Here is a 17,172-nt window from a genome sequence, read left to right on the forward strand (position 1 = left end):
CCGTTCACGCCCTCCCGGGTGGACGCGGCGCGGTGACTGTGCAAGGCTGGTCGCGATTTCGCGGGAGACGGTGGGAGCGCATGGAGCGGGAACCGACACACAGCAGGTGTGCGATTTCCTCGTGCGGATGGTGCGAGCGGGACGGCGTCGAGTGCCGGTTCTGCTCCGGCACGGGCTGGTGGCGACCCGAGCGGCCGCACCGCGACGGCAGCGGGGTGATCGTCTGGCTGCGCGTCGACGAGCCCTGCCGCGGGTGCGCGGGCACGGGCAAGGAGCACAGTCCCACCGCCGTCCTCTGAGCGGGGGCGCGACGCCCCTTCCGCGGTGGACAAGGAGAAGCACATGCGCTGGGTGACCTACCTGTCGCCGAGCGGCGGCAGCGAGCGCGTCGGAGCCCTGGACGACGGCGACGTGCTGGGCAGCCCCGACCCCGTCCGCCTCGCCGACCTGCTGGAGGCGGGTGGCGACGCCCTGGCCGGGGCCCACGAACGCGCCGTCGCCGCGCCGATCGAGATCATCGTCGAGCCGGAGGCGCGCATGTGCGCCCCGCTGGTCCCCGCCGAGCCGGTGCCGGTCCGGGCGGGCGACGACGTCTGGCGGATCCCCCCGGAACTGGTGCGGGGCTCGGACGACGCCGTGCCGCCCCGGGCGAGTTCGGCCCGCGTGGGCGTGGCCGCCGTCGCCGGGGGAGGGGCGTCGGTGAGCGCCTACACGCCCGCCTGCCTGTGGTTGGACGGCGAGGGGCAGCCGGTGCAGCTGGCCCTGGGACCGGTGCTGACCACCGCCGACGAGGTGCCCGGGGAGCCGCTGAACGTGAGCGCCTCGGTGGAGGAGGGGGAGCTGGGCCGGGGCCTGGCCGACCCCGCGCACGAGTGGCTGGTGTCGGGCCCCGGGCGGGTGCGCGCGCTGCTGCCGGTGGCGACACCGCCGCTGGAGACCGACGACGAGCTGTTCGTGGACGCCGACGTCCTGGGCACCTTCGAGGTCCGGGTCGGCTCCCAGGTCTGACCGCGACCGCGGCGCTCCCCGGTGGGCCGGCCAGAAACGCTGTTGGCGTGTCACGGCAGTCCCGACCCGCGGTGATCCCGTACCGGTGGCCGCGGTCGGCGTCCGGAGCCCGCCACGGGTACGGGATCCCGGCGGAAGGGGCGGGCCCCGGCGCACCCTGGTGGTCAGGCGCTACGGCGTGAACTCCCAGTGCCAGGGTTCGAAGCCGCCCCGGGCCCAGGGCGGGTTGTGCCAACCGTGGTCGGGCGCGTGGGCCAGCATCCACTGGTGCTCGGCGGTGCCGAGTCGGTTCACGCCGCCGCACAGGTCCACGGCCAGACCCAGGCCGTGCTGGCTGGTGCCGGGCCGGGCGGCCATACCGGGCACCATCTCCTGGAACAGGCGCACCTGCTCGTGGTAGGGCCGGTAGGAGTCGGCCACGCACATCGGCCGTCCGAACGCCTCGCGGTAGTCCCCGTCGAGTTCGATGAAGGCCTCGGCCGCGTCGGCGCGCAGCCGCTCGCCGGGCTGGGGCAGGGGGCACAGCACCGACTCCGGGATCCGCCCGTTGGCGTGAGCGGTCGCGACGCCCCCGGTGCAACCCCGGTCGGCGCCCTCCGCGGACGGAGCCTCCTCCCCGCCCTCCTGCTCCTCCGCCGAAACGGCGGTGACGGCGGACTCCGCCGACCCCCCGGAGGAGTTCGCCGCCCGCGCGTCGCGCAGGGCCTCCTCACGGCGCCTCTCGGCGGCCTCGGCGTCGCGCACCTCCGCGAGCCGGGCCTCCAGCCGGGTCTGCTCCTCCAGCAACTCCTCCAGTGCCGCCTCCTGGTCGGCCACGGCCTCCACCGCGTCCTCCCGGGCGCTCCTGGCGTCCTCGACCGCCTCGGCCTGCTCCGTCCGCGCGGTCTCGGCGATCCCGGCGAGGGTGTCGGTGGCCACCCGAGCGGCCTCGGCGCGGCCCACGTCGGCCTCCCGGTGCGAACCGAGCAGGGTGAGGTAGGCGCCCCGTTCGAGCATCCCGGTGGGCCCCTCGGGTCCGGCCCAGGCGTTGACCATGCCCAGCTCGCCGCCCTTGTAGGCGGTGGCGGCCTGCCGGGCGGCGGCCAGGCGGGCCGTCTCGCCGCGCTCGTCGGCCTCCCCCGCGCGCTCCTGCGCCTCGCGGCTGCGCTCGGTCAGCTCGGTGAGGCGTTCGCGCTCGGCCTCGTAGTGCTCGATCTTCTCCGACGCCTCCTGGCGCAGGGTCTCCATGCCCGCGCGCAGCGCGGCCAGTTCCACCCGAACGCTCCCCAGCGCGCTCCCCGACGCGTCGCCGTCGGAGGCGGCGCCGGGCGCGGCGGTGGAGAGGCAGAGCAGCACCGCGAGGCCGGCCGGGAGCGCGGTACTGACCGAAAAGGCGCGTACGGAGGGTCCGCGGGTTTTCCCGCGAGCGGGACCCTCCGTTTTCGTTTTGTCACCGAGAGTGTGTGATCCAGGACATGACGAGGTACGCATTTCCGCTTCCTCCCCGGGACCTGCGTCTACCGTCTTGTCACGATGTCATGTCGGTGGGGTGTTGGTGGGGAAGCTGGCGGTGTGTCCAAAAAGTTACCTCAGTCCCGGGGTGGTTTCGGACGCTATCCCTGACCTGGTGCATCGGCCATAATGCCGACAATGGCGGGCATTATGTACCGGTCGAGGGAAGAAGATCCCACCGATCGCCGTCAAACGGCCGAAGCGAGTCCTTCGCGCCCATTGGTACGCTATCCACCGCACGCGCACCTACGGAGATCTTCGGGTGCGCGGCTCCTCTCATCCCAGGCGAGTCCAGCGGACAGTCTTCACATCTCCCCACATTCCCGCCGCTTCCGGCTCGGCGGACCACCTGGTCTGTACCGATTTCCCCGAAGAGCCTTCGGTTGGAGCGGTCAACCCTGGGGTCCAACCAGCCGCCCGAAGCGGTGACACGAAAGGTTGCGAGGGTCCGTGTCGACACGAGCGACGAAAAACGGGGCCGGCGCGCAGAGCGAGGCAGCGCAGGCCGAACATGCCGATGCCACGCCCAAGCGCAGAGCCGACTGGTGGCGGCCACGTAACTGGCGGGTGCGCTCCCGACTGGTGGCCCTCATCGTCATCCCCACCGCGGTAGCCCTGGCACTCGGCGGCCTGCGGGTCTACGAGGCGGCGGTCTCCACCGTCACCCACGCGCACATCCAGGACCGCGCCGAGGTCGGCGTCCTCATCGTGGAGCTGGCCAACCAGCTGGGCCACGAGCGCAGCGCCAGCGCTGTCTACATCTCCGACAACGCCGACCCCGCGCGGCGCTCGGACGAGCTGCGCCAGCGGATGGAGGAGGAGCGCGACGCCTCCCGCGACCTCCAGCAGACCCTCACCGCCCGCCTGGACGACATGGGAGAGGTGGACACCGAGACCGCGTCGAGCCGCCTGTCCAGCATGCGCAGCCAGCTCTCCACGCTGGACGCCCTGCGCACCGAGGTCGACGAGACCCGTATCACCGTCCTGCCGGTGGTCACCAAGTACCGCACGATCACCCGCTCGCTGGCCGAGTTCAACCAGACGATGGCGGACGAGACCGGCGACACCGACCTGCGCGAGAGCGTGCGCACGCTGACCGCGCTCTCCACCGCCCGGGACCAGCTCTCCTACGAGACCGCGCTGATGGGCCACTCCCTGGCCCGCAACACGATGACCGGCGGTATCGCCGAGGCCATCGACTCCGCTCGCGCCCGCTACGAGAGCGAGATCTCCAACTTCGTCCAGGCCGCCTCCGAGGAGCAGCGGCAGATCTTCGACGACAACTTCACCGGTCTGGAGGTCAGCCAGGTCTCCACGATGCGCATGCGCGTGATGTACCGCGCCGACCGCGGCGACGACCTCACCGGTGTGACCGCCAACGACGGCCCCGAGGACTACCGCGAGATCGCCGACGTGGCCCTGGGACGCCTCCAGACGGTCGAGGAGGGCATCGCCGAGGGCATCGCGGCCGACGCCAACACCCTGCGCGACGAGGCCATGGGCCGCGCCCTGATCGACCTCTTCGTCGTCGCGGGCGTGCTCCTGGCGGTCTTCGTCCTCACCTCCCTCGTGGTCCGCTCCCTGGTGCGCCCCCTGCGCGCCCTGGAGGACGGCGCGCGCCGGGTCGCCGAGCGCGACCTGCCCGACGCGATCAACCGGATGCAGGAGGCCGGGACGGTCCCCGAGAACGTCAAGGTCACCCCGATCGAGGTCGACACGCACGACGAGATCGGCGAGGTGGCCCGCGCCTTCGACGACGTCCACCGCGTCGCGCTCACCCTGGCCTCCGACGAGGCCGCGCTGCGCAGCAACGTCAACGCGATGTTCGTCAACCTGTCCCGCCGCAGCCAGACCCTGGTGGAACGGCAGCTGCGCCTCATCGACGGCCTGGAGCAGTCCGAGCAGGACGCGGACCGCCTCTCCGACCTGTTCCAGCTGGACCACCTCGCCACGCGCATGCGCCGCAACAACGAGAACCTGCTGGTCCTGTCCGGCCAGGACAACACCCGCAAGTGGGCCCAGCCCGTCCCGCTGGTCGACGTCCTGCGCGGCGCCGTCTCCGAGGTCGAGCAGTACGAGCGCGTCAACGTCCGCGCCCCCTCCCACATCTCGGTGCTCGGCCGCCCCGTCAACGACGTCATCCACCTGGTCGCCGAGCTGGTGGAGAACGCCACCTCGTTCTCCCCGCACGACACCGAGGTCCTGGTCAGCGCCAAGACCCTCGACAACGGCGGCGTCCAGGTCGACGTCACCGACAGCGGCATCGGCATGGCGCCCGAGGACATGGCGGCGATCAACGCCCGCCTGGCCGCCCCGCCGGTCATCGACGTCGCGGTCTCGCGCCGCATGGGCCTGTTCGTGGTCTCGCGCCTGGCCCACCGCCACGGCGTCAGGCTGCGCCTTGAGGAGGCGCACGGCGGCGGGACCACCGCGCACGTCATCTTCCCGCCGGACCTGCTGATCACCCCGGTCGAGGGCCAGCACGCCCTGGGCGGCGCGGACAGCCGTCCCGAGCTCACCTCGGGTGCGCCCAACACCTACGCCGACGCCGAGGCGGCCTTCGCCTCCACCCCGGCGCCCGTCGAGCCGAACGACCCCTGGCAGACCCAGGAGAGCGGCAGCGTCCCGGGCGACCTGGGCGGCCTGCCCAGGCGCCAGACCACCGGCTCCCACACCGAGGAGCACCCGCCCAGCGGCCAGGACCTGTGGGGCAACACCGGCACCGGTTCGGTGTGGGACACCACCAGGGGAGCCGGGACCACCGGCTCCCCCTCCGGCGGAGCCAACGGCCGGCCCGTGGTCGACCCCTACGACGCCTCCGAGGACGACGAGCCCCAGCGCCCGCAGCCCGAGACCGGCGGACGCAACTTCTTCGACCCGAGCCCCCGCGGCGACTCCTTCGGCGGCGGCTCCGTGGGCCGCTCGACGGACACCGGGTCCTTCAGCAGGCCCTCCGACACGGGGTCCTTCCGCCGTCCCACCGGCGACACGGGCGAGTTCCGCCGACCCGACACCGGCGCGTTCCGTTCCACGGCGAACGAGTCCTACGACGCGTTCGGCGGCGCCGGCGCGCAGTCGGGCGGCCACACCGGAGCCCCCGCCGACAACGGCGCGTCCGCGGGCAACGGGGCCTTCTCCGGCAACGGCTCGGGCCACGCGTTCGGCGGCCGCGACATGGGCGCCCACGAGCGCCCCGCGGCCCGCGGGCGCGACGACAACACCGAGACCTTCCCGGCGATCCCCTCGTCCCAGGACGGCGGGAACTGGCGCTCCGGCGGCATCGACTCCCGCGAGGGGTACGGCTCGACCGCCTACCTCTCCCGCCGCTACGGTGGCGCCCAGGGGCCGAACAACACCGTCGTGCCTCCCACCCCGTCGGGTGAGGAGAGCGACTCGCTGCCGATCTTCGACGCGATCGAGTCCAACTGGTTCAAGCGCCGCACCGGCGGCCCCACGGTGGACACGACCGAGACCGGCCCGATCCAGCAGGTCCCGGCGGCCCAGGAGCAGCGCTCCCCGGCCAGCACCGACCAGGCCCCCCGCTCCACCCAGGAGTGGACCTCCGAGGCCGACCGCGGCTGGAAGGCCGCGCGGACCGCGGCGGAGCCCAAGGCGGACGGACTGACCCCCTCGGGCTTGCCAAAACGCGTTCCCAAGGCAAACCTTGTTCCGGGGACGGCGCCCAAGCCGGAGAACTTCAAGCAGATGCCCACGCGCAGCGCGGACCGCGTCCGCAACCGCTTCTCCGGCTTCCAGAAGGGCGTCCGCGAGGGACGGGACCGACTCGGGGAAGGCTCGACGGAGGGGTGACCTCAGTGGAACCTGGCGGGACGGGGTCCCCCTTAATCCCGGGGGCTGGATGCAATAGCATCTACCGAGCTTCTCGGACGCGTCTTACCCACAGCTCGACGAGAGCAGAACACCAGACTCCCGGCCACCCCCACGGGAGGGGCCGGGCAGTTCGTAGAGGCAGTGCTGTCACATGCCGTGCCGGCGGTAGCAGTGCCCAGAGACCAGCCGGCGAAACTGGACAGGAGATCAGATGAGTCGACAGGTGAATGAACTCAACTGGTTGATCACTGACTTTGCCGACCGTGTCCCCGATGTCGCCCACGCGATCGTCGTCTCCTCTGACGGCCTTCCGTTGGCCTCGTCGGCGGGCTTCCCAGCGGACCGGGCCGACCAGCTGGCGGCCATCGCCTCCGGTCTGTCGAGCCTGACGCAGGGTGCTGCCCGGGTGTTCGAGGGTGGAGCGGTCGCCCAGACCGTCGTGGAGATGGAGCGGGGGCTGATGCTCATCATGGCCATCAGCGACGGCTCCTGCCTGGCGGTCCTGGCGTCGGCTGAGAGCGACCTGGGTCTGGTCGCGTACGAGATGACCCTGCTCGTCGAGCGGGCGGGGCGGGCGCTGACACCAACGGCGCGCACCTCGGGAATCCACTGAACCACCACCGACAGGAGGAAGTGGTGGCACCTCACAGTAGAGATGCCGGGAGCGCCTCGTGGTTCGGACAACAGCCGAGCGGTCCCCCCACGGGGGGAATGCCGGCGGTTCCGGGCGGCGGAGATGTTCCCCGACCAATCCAACAACCATACGACCAACGATCCGCTGCGGGGAGCGCGCCCAGTTCTCTGGTCCGTCCCTACGCGGTGACCAAGGGCCGCACCAAGCCGAAGTCGCAGCTTCCCCTGGAAGCCCTGATCTCGGCCACCGCGGCGGCCCGCAACGAGTCTGGGACGCTGACGCCCGAATGGCAGGCGATCAGCGACCTGTGCCGGGAATGGCGTTCCGTGGCGGAGATCTCCGCGCTGTTGCGGATGCCGCTCGGTGTGGCGCGGGTGCTTGTGGCGGACATGTCCGAGCAGGGACTGGTCCAGATCAGGTCCTCGCTCAACAACGACGCCCGTCCCAACACCAACCTGCTTGAAAGGGTGCTCAGTGGACTTCGCAAGCTCTAGCCCAGCCGAGGAAGGCGGTGCTGGGGGGAACGCGATGACGTCGGTCAAGATCGTCGTCGCCGGGGGCTTCGGTGTCGGGAAGACGACATTCGTTGGCTCCGTCTCCGAGATCGTGCCGCTGACCACCGAGGCGGTCATGACCAGCGCCAGCGTCGGGGTGGACGACCTCGCAAAGACGCCGGACAAGCAGACCACCACCGTGGCGATGGACTTCGGCCGCGTCTCCCTCGACTCCGACCTGATCCTGTACCTGTTCGGCACCCCCGGACAGCACCGGTTCTGGTTCATGTGGGACGACCTGGTCAAGGGCGCCATCGGCGCCGTCGTCCTGGTGGACACCCGCCGTCTGGCGGACTGCTTCCCCGCGATCGACTACTTCGAGGAGGCGCGTCTGCCCTTCATCGTGGGGATCAACGGGTTCGACGGCTACTACCCCCACGCGGCCGACGAGGTCCGGGACGCGCTGACGCTCAGCCCGGAGATCCCGATCGTCCAGGTGGACGCCCGTGACAAGGCCTCCACCAAGTCGACGCTCATCACCCTCGTCGAGCACGCCATCACGGTGGGGGACCCCGAGGGCGCGGCCGGACAGCCCACTTCCACGGGCGGCCAGAGCTCCTGGCGCTAGGAGGGCCACCCGGGCCGGGGTCCCGCACAGAGCACGGCCCGGTTCCCGTCGGACGGGAACCGGGCGTCCGTGCTGGCATCATGGCGCCATGAGCTCTTCCTCCCAGCCCGACCCAGAGGCGATGACCCGGCGGTTCCGCGAGGTGGCCGAGCGCGTGCTCGACTCCCTGCTCCACGACGCCCCCGAGTGGGCGCTGGACCTGGGCGACACCCGTGGCGCCTCCCGTCTGTCCGACCACTCGGCCGAGGCCGACGTGCGCCGCGTCTCCGTGCTCACCGACGCCCTCGGATCCCTGGACGAGATCGACCCCGACCTCATCCCGGCCGGCGACCGGGTCGACCTGGAGGTGCTGCGGACCCGCGTCAGCGCCGACCTGTGGCACACCGCGGAACTGCGCCCGCACACGTGGGATCCGCTGCTGTACTCGCCGGGCGAGGCCCTGCACGCCCTCGTGGAGCGTGAGGTCCTGCCCCTCCCCGAACGCCTGTCGGCGCTCGCCGCGCGCTGCGCGGCCCTGCCCGACCACCTCGCCACCGCGCGCTCGCGCCTGTCGGAGGGCCCCGGCATGCCCCGCGTGCACGTGGAGACGGCCCTGGCCCAGGCGGCCGGGGCCCGCGCCATGCTCACCTCCGACGTGCCCGCCCCGGCCGAGGGAGCGCCCTCCGCCCTGGAACCGGCCCGCGAGGCCGCCCTGGCCGCCGTGGAGGAGCACGCCGCCTGGCTGCGGGACCGTCTGGAGACCGCCACCGCCGACCCCCGTCTGGGCGAGCGCGACTTCGCCGCCCAGCTCTGGTACACCCTCGACTCCGAGCTCTCGCCCGAGGCGCTGCTGGTGCGCGCCGAGAGCGACCTGCTGGCCACGGAGGAGGCGATCGCCGAGACGGCGGCCGAGTACCTGGGCGGGGCGCGCCGCCGGGAGGGGGTGGCCGAGGCGCTCGCCGAGCTGGCCGCACGGGGCGCCACCGACGCCGACACCGTCCGCCCCGCCTGCGCCGACGCCCTCCTGCACCTGAACGAGCGGGTGCGCGCGCTGGACATCGTGACGGTCCACGACGACCCGGTCCGGATCGTGCCGATGCCCGAGGCCCGCCGCGGGGTGTCGGTGGCCTACTGCGAGCCCCCCGGCCCCCTCGACCCGCGGTCCGGGGAGCAGCCGACCCTGGTAGCGGTGGCCCCGCCGCCGGAGGACTGGCCCGCCGAGCGCAGGGAGTCCTTCTTCCGCGAGTACAACGCGGTCATGCTGCGCGACCTCATGGCCCACGAGGCCGTTCCCGGGCACGCTCTCCAGCTCGCCCACGCCGCCCGGCACGAGGGCGGCACCCGGGTGGGCCGGGCCCTGTGGAGCGGCACCTTCGTGGAGGGCTGGGCGGTCTACGCCGAGGAGGTGCTGGCCCGCCACGGCTGGTCCGGCGACCGGCGCGAGGACCTGGCGCTGCGCCTGGTGCAGCTCAAGATGCGCCTGCGGATGATCATCAACGCGATCCTGGACGTGCGCCTGCACACCGGCGACCTCACCGAGGCCGAGGCGATCTCCCTGATGACCCGGCGCGGACACCAGGAGGAGGGCGAGGCCGTCGGCAAGTGGCACCGCGCCCAGCTCACCAGCGCCCAGCTGTCCACCTACTACGTGGGCTACGCGGAGGTCTCCGACATCGCCAGCGACCTGGCCCTGGCCCGGCCCGCGCTCACCGAGCGCGAGCGCCACGACGCGATGCTCGCCCACGGCAGCCCGCCCCCGCGCCACCTGCGCACCCTGCTGGGGCTGTAGGGACGCGGCCACCCGGCCTGACGGGCACTCCGGCCGCCCTCCACGCGTTGGTACACCGGCGGCTGCGGCGGGCACGACCGGTCCCCGCGGGTTCCCGAGGATGCCCACGGAGTTGTCCACAGGCCGGGCCGGGTTCGGCCCGCGGTCGCCACCGCGCTTCTATGCTGGAGGCGCGAGAGAGTACGGACAGGCGACGGAAACGGACGAGCCATGCGCGGTGCCGACGACGAGCACGAGGACGTTCCCGGCGACCCTCCCGCCGTGGGGACGGGAAGCCCCGACGGCTGGGAACGGCTGTGGACGCCGCACCGCATGGCCTACATCAAGGGCGAGGGCAAGCCCAGCGGCTCGCGCCCCGAGGACGGGTGTCCCTTCTGCCGAGCCCCCGGACTGTCCGACCCCGAGGGCCTCGTGGTCGCCCGGGGCAAGTCGGCCTACGCGGTCCTCAACCTCTACCCCTACAACAGCGGCCACATCCTGATCTGCCCCTACCGCCACGTGTCCGACTACACCGCCCTGGACGAGGAGGAGACCGCCGAGGTGGCCGCCCTCACCCAGGCGGGCATCCTCGCGCTGGGCGCGGCCTACGGGCCGCAGGGCTTCAACGTCGGCATGAACCTCGGCGGCGCGGCCGGTGCCGGGATCGCGGCCCACCTGCACCAGCACATCGTTCCCCGCTGGGGAGGCGACGCCAACTTCATGCCCGTGATCGGCCGGACCAAGGTGCTGCCCGAGATGCTGGAGCAGACCCGGTCCAAGCTCGCCGCGCACTGGCCCAGAGAGTAGGGCGCGCCCCGCGGGAGCACGCGACACGCCCCCTGGAGGCCGCCCCGACCCCCACGGGCCCACCCACCCGGCCCCGCCCGGTCCGACCCGCACACCCAGTCCGTCCAGTCCATCCGAGCCCACACGGCCCGACCCCCGAGCCGTTCCACCCGTGGGGTCCCCACTCCCGCGGCCGGGCTCCCACCTTCTCGGTGGGGTCCCCACTCCCGCCGGTGCGGTTCCCACCTCCATGACCGTTCCCGCCCTACGATTCCAAGAAGACATGCTGAGAATCCTTCGCCCCATGGTCTCCCGGGTCACCACTCCGCTCGGCCGGAGTCTGGCCCGCCTCGGCCTCACACCGAACATCGTCACCATCGTCGGCGCCCTCGGCGTCGTCGTCAGCGCCCTGTTCTTCTATCCGCAGGGACAGCTGTACGCCGGGTCGGTCGTCGTCACGGTCTTCGTGCTCTTCGACATGCTCGACGGGGCCGTGGCCAGGGCCCGCGACAGCGCCAGCGCGTTCGGCGCCTTCCTCGACTCCAGCCTCGACCGGGTGGCCGACGCCGCCATCCTCTCCGGGCTCCTGTGGTGGTTCATCGGCGAGGGAGACGACCCCCTGCTCGCCGGACTCACCCTCTTCTGCCTGGTCAGCGGTTTCATGGTGTCCTACATCAAGGCGCGCGCCGAGGGGCTGGGCGTCAACTGCGACGTCGGCGTCGCCGAGCGCACCGAACGCCTGGTGGTCATCCTCGTCGCCGTGGGCCTCGGCGGCCTGGACGTGCCCTACGCGCTCGCGGGCGGTCTGTGGCTGCTGGCCGCGATGAGCCTGCTCACCGTCCTCCAGCGCCTGGTGGAGACCCGCGCCCGCCTCAACGACCCCGACTACGTCGAGGGCGCCGCGGGGACCGGCGAAGCCAACGGCGGAGCCTGAGCGCACGAGGGGACGGCGCAAAGGGCAGAACGGGAAACGGGGACACGACGTGGACGAACGCACGGCCGACCTGGCCTACACGGCGGGGTGGGCGATGATCCGCCGCACGCCCGAGAGCGCGGGGCGGGCGCTGTTCCGACGCCTGGCCGACCGCTCCTGGCGCGCCCACGACGAGAGCACGCGCGGCCTGGAGCGCAACCTGAGGCGCCTGGTCGGCCCCGGGGCCACGGACGCCCAGCTGCGCGCGCTCTCCCGCGCGGGAATGCGCTCCTACATGCGCTACTACTACGAGATGTTCCGCCTCCCGGCGATGGGTGAGGAGTACGTCCTGGGCCGGACCCGCGCCACCGGGATCGAGGTCCTGGAGGAGCACGTCCGGTCGGGCCGCGGTGTGGTCGCCGCCCTGCCCCACATGGGCAACTGGGACCACGCCGGGGCCTGGATCGCCCTGAGGGGCACCCCCCTGACCACCGTCGCGCAGCGGCTGCGCCCCGAGAGCCTGTTCCAGCGCTTCACCGCCTACCGGGAGTCCCTGGGCATGGAGGTGCTGCCGCTGACCGGAGGCTCGAACACCGTGGGCACCCTGGCCCGGCGGCTGCGCGGGGGCGGACTGGTGTGCCTGCTCGCCGACCGCGACATCAGCGGCACCGGCCTGGAGGTGGACTTCTTCGGGGAGCGTGCGCGCGTGCCCGCCGGACCCGCCGCGCTGGCCCTCAACACCGGCGCGGCCCTGATGCCGGTCTCGCTGTGGTACGACGGCCCGTACTGGAACATCCGGGTCCACGACGAGATCCCCGTCTCCGGGGGAGCCACCCGCGCCGAGCGGGTCCAGGCCACGACCCAGGAGCTGGTCCGCGTCTTCGAGGGGGCGATCGCCGAGCACCCCGAGGACTGGCACATGCTCCAGCCGGTGTTCAGCGCCGACCACGCGCGTGTCTCGCGCGGCCGCGGAGCCGACGGCGGCGTTCCGGCCCCGGTCGCCGCCGACCGCGCGCGCGTCCCGCGAGGGGCGACCGCGGAGACCGCTGTGCCCGCGGTGACGGACGAGAGCACCGCGTCGGGAGGGGCGGGCGACGGCACCGCGCCGGGTGGCGCTGTCCGGGAGGACCCGGTCGGCGGCACGGTACCGGACGAGGGTGCGCCGGGAGGGGCGGGCGACGCAACCGCACCGGGCACTCGGGGCGGGTTCACCGCGGCGAACGGGGTAGGGGCCCCTCAAGGCAGTGGGGCGAGGCCCCCCGGACGAGACGAACGGAACGGGTGACCGTGGGCATGCGGGTCGGCCTGGTCTGCCCCTACGCCTGGGACGTCCCGGGCGGGGTGCAGCAGCACGTCGGCGACCTCGCCGAGGCGCTCACCGGCATGGGGCACGAGGTGTCGGTACTGGCGCCGGTGGGCGACGCGGACACCGGCGCCCTGCCGGACTACCTCGTTCCCGCCGGAAGACCGGTCCCGGTGCCCTACAACGGATCGGTGGCCCGGCTCACCTTCGGCCCCAGGGCCGCCTCGCGGGTGCGCCGGTGGATCGCCGAGGGCGGGTTCGACGTCCTGCACATCCACGAGCCGTCCGCGCCGAGCGTCTCGCTGCTGGCGTGCTGGGCGGCCGACGGCCCCGTGGTGGCCACCTTCCACACCGCCAACCCCCGGTCGCGGGCGATGGCGGTGAGCTCCCCGGCGCTGCGTTCGGCCATGGAGAAGATCAACGGCCGCATCGCCGTGTCCGAGGCCGCCAGGCGCACCCTGGTCGAACACCTGGGCGGCGACGCCGTGCTCATCCCCAACGGGGTCGCGGTGCGCAGGTTCGCGCACGCAGACCCCCTGCCCGGCTGGCCGGGGGAGGGCGGCTCGATCGGCTTCCTGGGACGCCTGGACGAGCCCCGCAAGGGGCTGGGCGTCCTTCTGGAGGCCTTCGTGCTCATGGCCCCCGAACGCCCCGGCCTGCGCCTGATGGTGGCCGGGCCCGGCGACGCCTCGGCGGCGATGGAGGCCGTCCCCGGGCACCTGCGCGAACGCGTCGTGCTGCTCGGACGCCTGGACGACGCCGACAAGGCCCGCGCCTACCACTCCGCCGACGTGTTCTGCGCGCCCAACCTGGGCGGTGAGAGCTTCGGCATCGTGCTGACCGAGGCTATGGCCTCCGGCGCGGCCATCGTGGCCAGCGACATCCCCGCCTTCGCCGCGGTCCTGGACGGCGGGGCCGCCGGGGAGCTGTTCGCCGCGGGTGACCCCGCCCACCTGGCCGAACGTGCCGGTGCGCTGTTGGAGGCACCCGCGAGGCGTGCCGAGCTCTCTCGCGCCGCCCGCCGCGCGGTGCGCGCCTACGACTGGGACACCGTGGCCGCCGACGTCGCCCACGTCTACCGGACCGTCCTGCTGTGGGACGGGAACGGGGACGGGGGCGGCCACTCCGGCGGGGTGGGTCTGGACGGCGGGCCCCGGGCCACCGCCCTGCTGCGCCGGGGGACGACGTGACCGCGGAACGGGGTGAGCGGCCCTGACCGAGGACGTCCTCTTCGCCGCCACCGTCGTCGGCATCCTCCTGGCCCTGGTGCTGTTCGGCTTCTACCTCTCCTGGCGGGCCACGCGCCTGCACCGCCTGCACCACCGGGTCGACACCGCCCGCGCGGCCCTGGAGGCCGCGCTGGAGCGGCGCCTGGCCGCCGCGTCGGCGCTGGCCGCCGCCGACGGCACCGACGCCACGCGCGCCCTGCCCGGGGCCGCCGAGGCCGCCCGCGGGGCGCGCGACCGGCAACGCGAGCTGGCCGAGAGCGCGCTCTCGCGCACGCTGCGCGCGGCACTGGAATCTCCGGGTCCCGCTGAGCGTTCCAACATGCTGCGGCCCCACCTGATCGAGGTGGAGGCCGCCGCCAAGGGCGTCCACATGGCCCGCACGTTCTACAACGGCGCGGTCTCCGACACCCGCCGCGCCCGCCGTTCCCGGCTCGTCCGGACGTTCCGCCTGGCGGGCACGGCGCCCCTGCCGGACTTCTTCGAGATCGACGACCAGCCGCCGCGGATCCCGCTTCTCCCCGTCGGCCCCGACACCCCGTAGATACGGGACCCGGGAAAACACCGATCTGGCCAAAACCCTCGAAAGGGGGTGGAAGTAGGATGGGGGGCTGGTCGACCAGGGTGCGCGGCGCCGACGGTGTCCGCGTACCGCCGCGTGGGGCCGCCGACTCCGCTGCCCGAGAGCAGCCCTCAGCAGAACCGAGACAACGGGAGTCCACCACCGTGGCCAACAACGCACCGAACACCTCCGACAACGCCGTCGGCACCGAGCGTGTCAAGCGCGGCATGGCCGAGCAGCTCAAGAACGGCGTCATCATGGACGTCGTCACGCCCGAGCAGGCCAAGATCGCCGAGGACGCCGGAGCCGTCGCGGTCATGGCCCTGGAGCGCGTCCCCGCCGACATCCGCAGGGACGGCGGTGTCGCCCGCATGTCCGACCCCGACATGATCGACGGCATCGTCGAGGCCGTCTCCATCCCGGTCATGGCCAAGGTCCGCATCGGCCACTTCGTCGAGGCCCAGGTCCTGGAGTCGCTCGGCGTCGACTTCATCGACGAGTCCGAGGTCCTCACCCCGGCCGACGAGGCCTACCACATCGACAAGTGGGCCTTCACCGTCCCCTTCGTGTGCGGGGCGACCAACCTGGGCGAGGCGCTGCGCCGCATCGGCGAGGGCGCGGCCATGATCCGTTCCAAGGGTGAGGCCGGAACCGGCAACGTCGTCGAGGCCACCCGCCACATGCGTTCCATCCGCGGCGAGATCCGGCGCCTGGGCACCCTGGACGAGGCCGAGCTGTTCGGCGCGGCCAAGGAGCTGCGCGCCCCCTACGAGGTCGTGAAGGAGGTGGCGGCGCTGGGCAGGCTCCCCGTCCCGCTGTTCTCCGCCGGAGGCGTGGCCACCCCGGCCGACGCCGCGCTCATGCGTCAGCTCGGCGCCGAGAGCGTGTTCGTGGGCTCGGGCATCTTCAAGTCCGGCGACCCGGCCAAGCGCGCCGACGCCATCGTGCAGGCCACCCTGCACTACGAGGACCCCGCGGTCATCGCGCGCGTGTCCCGCGGTCTGGGCGAGGCCATGGTCGGCATCAACCTGGACGAGCTGTCCGACTCCCAGCGCTACGCCGGCCGCGGCTGGTAGCCGCCGCCCGGCGGACGCCTCCCGCGCCCGTCGTGCGGGCGGCGGGGCCGGGCGCGGCCCCGCCGCCCGCACACGGCAGAACACGAGCCTACGTCCACGAGTGAGGCCGTACTTGACCGCCACACCCACCATCGGCGTCCTCGCCCTCCAGGGCGACGTCGCCGAACACCTGCGCGCGCTCCAGGCACTGGACGCGCACACCGTCAAGGTGCTCTCCCCCGACCAGCTCGACGCCCTGGACGGGCTGGTCATCCCCGGCGGGGAGTCCACCACCATGTCCAAGCTGGCCGTCCGCTACGGCCTGATGGAACCGTTGCGCAAGCGGATCGCCGCGGGGATGCCCGCCTACGGCACGTGCGCCGGGATGATCATGCTCGCCGACCGCATCCTGGGCGGGACCGCCGACCAGCAGACCGTCGGCGGGATCGACATGACGGTGCGCCGCAACGCGTTCGGACGCCAGACCGAGTCCTTCGAGGCCGCCGTGGACATCGACGGCCTGGAGGGCGACCCCTTCGACGCGGTGTTCATCCGCGCGCCCTGGGTGGAGTCGGTCGGGCCCGGGGTCGAGGTGCTCGGCGCAGTGCCCGGCCCCGACGAGGCCGGTAGGATCGTCGCCGTACGGCAGGGCGGCCTGATGGCCACGTCCTTCCATCCCGAACTGACCGGCGACACGCGCATCCACCGCCTCTTCGTCGACATCGTGAAAGGACATTCATGAGCGGCCACTCCAAGTGGGCCACCACCAAGCACAAGAAAGCCGTCATCGATGCCAAGCGCGGCAAGCTCTTCGCCAAGCTGATCAAGAACATCGAGGTGGCCGCGCGTACCGGCGGTGGAGACCCCGACGGGAACCCCACGCTCTACGACGCCATCCAGAAGGCGCGCAAGAACTCCGTGCCGCTCGACAACATCGAGCGCGCCCGCAAGCGCGGCTCCGGCGAGGAGGCGGGCGGCGCCGAGTGGCAGACCATCATGTACGAGGGCTACGCCGCCGGTGGCGTCGCCCTGCTGGTGGAGTGCCTGACCGACAACCGCAACCGCGCCGCCTCCGAGGTGCGCGTGGCCGTGTCCCGCAACGGCGGCAACATGGCCGACGCCGGTTCGGTCTCCTACCTCTTCAACCGCAAGGGCGTCGTCATCGTGCCCAAGGAGGGCACCACCGAGGACGACGTGACCCTGGCGGTGCTGGAGGCCGGCGCCGAGGAGGTCGAGGACCTGGGCGAGTCCTTCGAGATCGTCTGCGAGGCCACCGACCTGGTCGCCGTGCGCACCGCGCTCCAGGAGGCGGGCATCGAGTACGACTCCGCCGAGTCCAGCTTCCTGCCGACCATGGAGGTCCCGGTCGACGCCGAGACCGCCAAGAAGGTCATGCGGGTGGTGGACGCGTTGGAGGACTCCGACGACGTGCAGAACGTCTTCACCAACGCCGACATCCCCGACGAGGTCATGGCCGAGATCAGCTGACCCTCC

The 17,172-nt window shown here is 72.8% G+C and carries 15 protein-coding genes and 1 pseudogene; 15 read left to right on the top strand and 1 reads right to left on the bottom strand.

Annotated elements, in window-relative coordinates; all coding sequences use genetic code 11:
- Window positions 1–80: 80 nt before the first annotated feature.
- A complete protein-coding gene (locus tag UIS43_RS25815) occupies window positions 81–299 on the top strand; it encodes a hypothetical protein (protein WP_013151861.1) in 219 nt (72 codons plus the stop codon).
- Between the two features lie 43 nt (window positions 300–342).
- A complete protein-coding gene (locus UIS43_RS25820; RefSeq protein WP_370011960.1) occupies window positions 343–1,008 on the top strand; it encodes a hypothetical protein in 666 nt (221 codons plus the stop codon).
- A gap of 171 nt (window positions 1,009–1,179) precedes the next feature.
- On the opposite strand, the gene UIS43_RS25825 is transcribed toward UIS43_RS25820, so the two are convergent.
- The gene (locus UIS43_RS25825; RefSeq protein ID WP_071623150.1) at window positions 1,180–2,262 is read right to left on the bottom strand and encodes a M15 family metallopeptidase; all 1,083 of its coding nucleotides are present in this window, start codon (window positions 2,260–2,262) and stop codon (window positions 1,180–1,182) included.
- 804 nt (window positions 2,263–3,066) lie between these two features.
- Here UIS43_RS25825 and UIS43_RS25830 point away from each other — a divergent pair.
- From UIS43_RS25830 to UIS43_RS25890, 13 genes and pseudogenes are all read left to right on the top strand, one after another.
- Window positions 3,067–6,309 (top strand): nitrate- and nitrite sensing domain-containing protein, encoded by a 3,243-nt coding sequence (locus tag UIS43_RS25830; RefSeq protein WP_358454892.1) that lies wholly within the window; start codon window positions 3,067–3,069, stop codon window positions 6,307–6,309.
- 232 nt (window positions 6,310–6,541) lie between these two features.
- Window positions 6,542–6,943 (top strand): roadblock/LC7 domain-containing protein, encoded by a 402-nt coding sequence (locus UIS43_RS25835; RefSeq protein WP_013151865.1) that lies wholly within the window; start codon window positions 6,542–6,544, stop codon window positions 6,941–6,943.
- Window positions 6,944–7,041: 98 nt separating this feature from the next.
- Entirely contained in the window at window positions 7,042–7,458 is a 417-nt protein-coding gene (locus UIS43_RS25840) for a DUF742 domain-containing protein (protein ID WP_223839293.1), read from the top strand.
- Window positions 7,459–7,492: 34 nt separating this feature from the next.
- Window positions 7,493–8,086, top strand: coding sequence for an ATP/GTP-binding protein (locus UIS43_RS25845; protein ID WP_013151867.1), 594 nt, complete (start codon window positions 7,493–7,495; stop codon window positions 8,084–8,086).
- Window positions 8,087–8,207: 121 nt separating this feature from the next.
- Complete coding sequence (locus UIS43_RS25850) at window positions 8,208–9,854, top strand: DUF885 domain-containing protein (protein WP_370013276.1); 1,647 nt, start codon at window positions 8,208–8,210, stop codon at window positions 9,852–9,854.
- A 210-nt stretch (window positions 9,855–10,064) separates the two neighbouring features.
- A complete protein-coding gene (locus tag UIS43_RS25855; protein ID WP_013151869.1) occupies window positions 10,065–10,640 on the top strand; it encodes an HIT domain-containing protein in 576 nt (191 codons plus the stop codon).
- 283 nt (window positions 10,641–10,923) lie between these two features.
- The gene (gene pgsA / locus UIS43_RS25860; RefSeq protein WP_041552335.1) at window positions 10,924–11,553 is read left to right on the top strand and encodes a phosphatidylinositol phosphate synthase; all 630 of its coding nucleotides are present in this window, start codon (window positions 10,924–10,926) and stop codon (window positions 11,551–11,553) included.
- 49 nt (window positions 11,554–11,602) lie between these two features.
- Window positions 11,603–12,481, top strand: a pseudogene (locus UIS43_RS25865) (phosphatidylinositol mannoside acyltransferase); the annotation flags it as partial.
- A gap of 332 nt (window positions 12,482–12,813) precedes the next feature.
- On the top strand, window positions 12,814–14,025 hold the full coding sequence (locus UIS43_RS25870) for a glycosyltransferase family 4 protein (RefSeq protein ID WP_041552337.1): 1,212 nt from the start codon (window positions 12,814–12,816) through the stop codon (window positions 14,023–14,025).
- Window positions 14,026–14,101: 76 nt separating this feature from the next.
- Window positions 14,102–14,605, top strand: coding sequence for a hypothetical protein (locus UIS43_RS25875; RefSeq protein WP_013151873.1), 504 nt, complete (start codon window positions 14,102–14,104; stop codon window positions 14,603–14,605).
- A gap of 182 nt (window positions 14,606–14,787) precedes the next feature.
- Window positions 14,788–15,699, top strand: a complete 912-nt coding sequence (pdxS, locus tag UIS43_RS25880; RefSeq protein WP_013151874.1) for a pyridoxal 5'-phosphate synthase lyase subunit PdxS — start codon at window positions 14,788–14,790, stop codon at window positions 15,697–15,699.
- Window positions 15,700–15,811: 112 nt separating this feature from the next.
- The gene (gene pdxT, locus UIS43_RS25885; RefSeq protein WP_013151875.1) at window positions 15,812–16,420 is read left to right on the top strand and encodes a pyridoxal 5'-phosphate synthase glutaminase subunit PdxT; all 609 of its coding nucleotides are present in this window, start codon (window positions 15,812–15,814) and stop codon (window positions 16,418–16,420) included.
- A complete protein-coding gene (locus tag UIS43_RS25890) occupies window positions 16,417–17,166 on the top strand; it encodes a YebC/PmpR family DNA-binding transcriptional regulator (protein ID WP_013151876.1) in 750 nt (249 codons plus the stop codon). Before pdxT ends, UIS43_RS25890 begins: the two co-directional genes overlap by 4 nt.
- The last annotated feature ends 6 nt before the right edge of the window (window positions 17,167–17,172 follow it).

It is taken from the genome of Nocardiopsis sp. LDBS0036, assembly GCF_041228755.1.
GTDB classification, from domain to species: domain Bacteria; phylum Actinomycetota; class Actinomycetes; order Streptosporangiales; family Streptosporangiaceae; genus Nocardiopsis; species Nocardiopsis dassonvillei.

Coding starts and splice junctions, on each gene's coding strand:
- UIS43_RS25815 (WP_013151861.1), top strand. CDS start 81: ATGGAGCGGGAACCGACACACAGCAGGTGTGCGATTTCCTCGTGCGGA.
- UIS43_RS25890 (WP_013151876.1), top strand. CDS start 16,417: ATGAGCGGCCACTCCAAGTGGGCCACCACCAAGCACAAGAAAGCCGTC.
- UIS43_RS25845 (WP_013151867.1), top strand. CDS start 7,493: ATGACGTCGGTCAAGATCGTCGTCGCCGGGGGCTTCGGTGTCGGGAAG.
- UIS43_RS25850 (WP_370013276.1), top strand. CDS start 8,208: ATGACCCGGCGGTTCCGCGAGGTGGCCGAGCGCGTGCTCGACTCCCTG.
- UIS43_RS25835 (WP_013151865.1), top strand. CDS start 6,542: ATGAGTCGACAGGTGAATGAACTCAACTGGTTGATCACTGACTTTGCC.
- pgsA (WP_041552335.1), top strand. CDS start 10,924: ATGGTCTCCCGGGTCACCACTCCGCTCGGCCGGAGTCTGGCCCGCCTC.
- UIS43_RS25820 (WP_370011960.1), top strand. CDS start 343: ATGCGCTGGGTGACCTACCTGTCGCCGAGCGGCGGCAGCGAGCGCGTC.
- UIS43_RS25855 (WP_013151869.1), top strand. CDS start 10,065: ATGCGCGGTGCCGACGACGAGCACGAGGACGTTCCCGGCGACCCTCCC.
- UIS43_RS25840 (WP_223839293.1), top strand. CDS start 7,042: ATGCCGGCGGTTCCGGGCGGCGGAGATGTTCCCCGACCAATCCAACAA.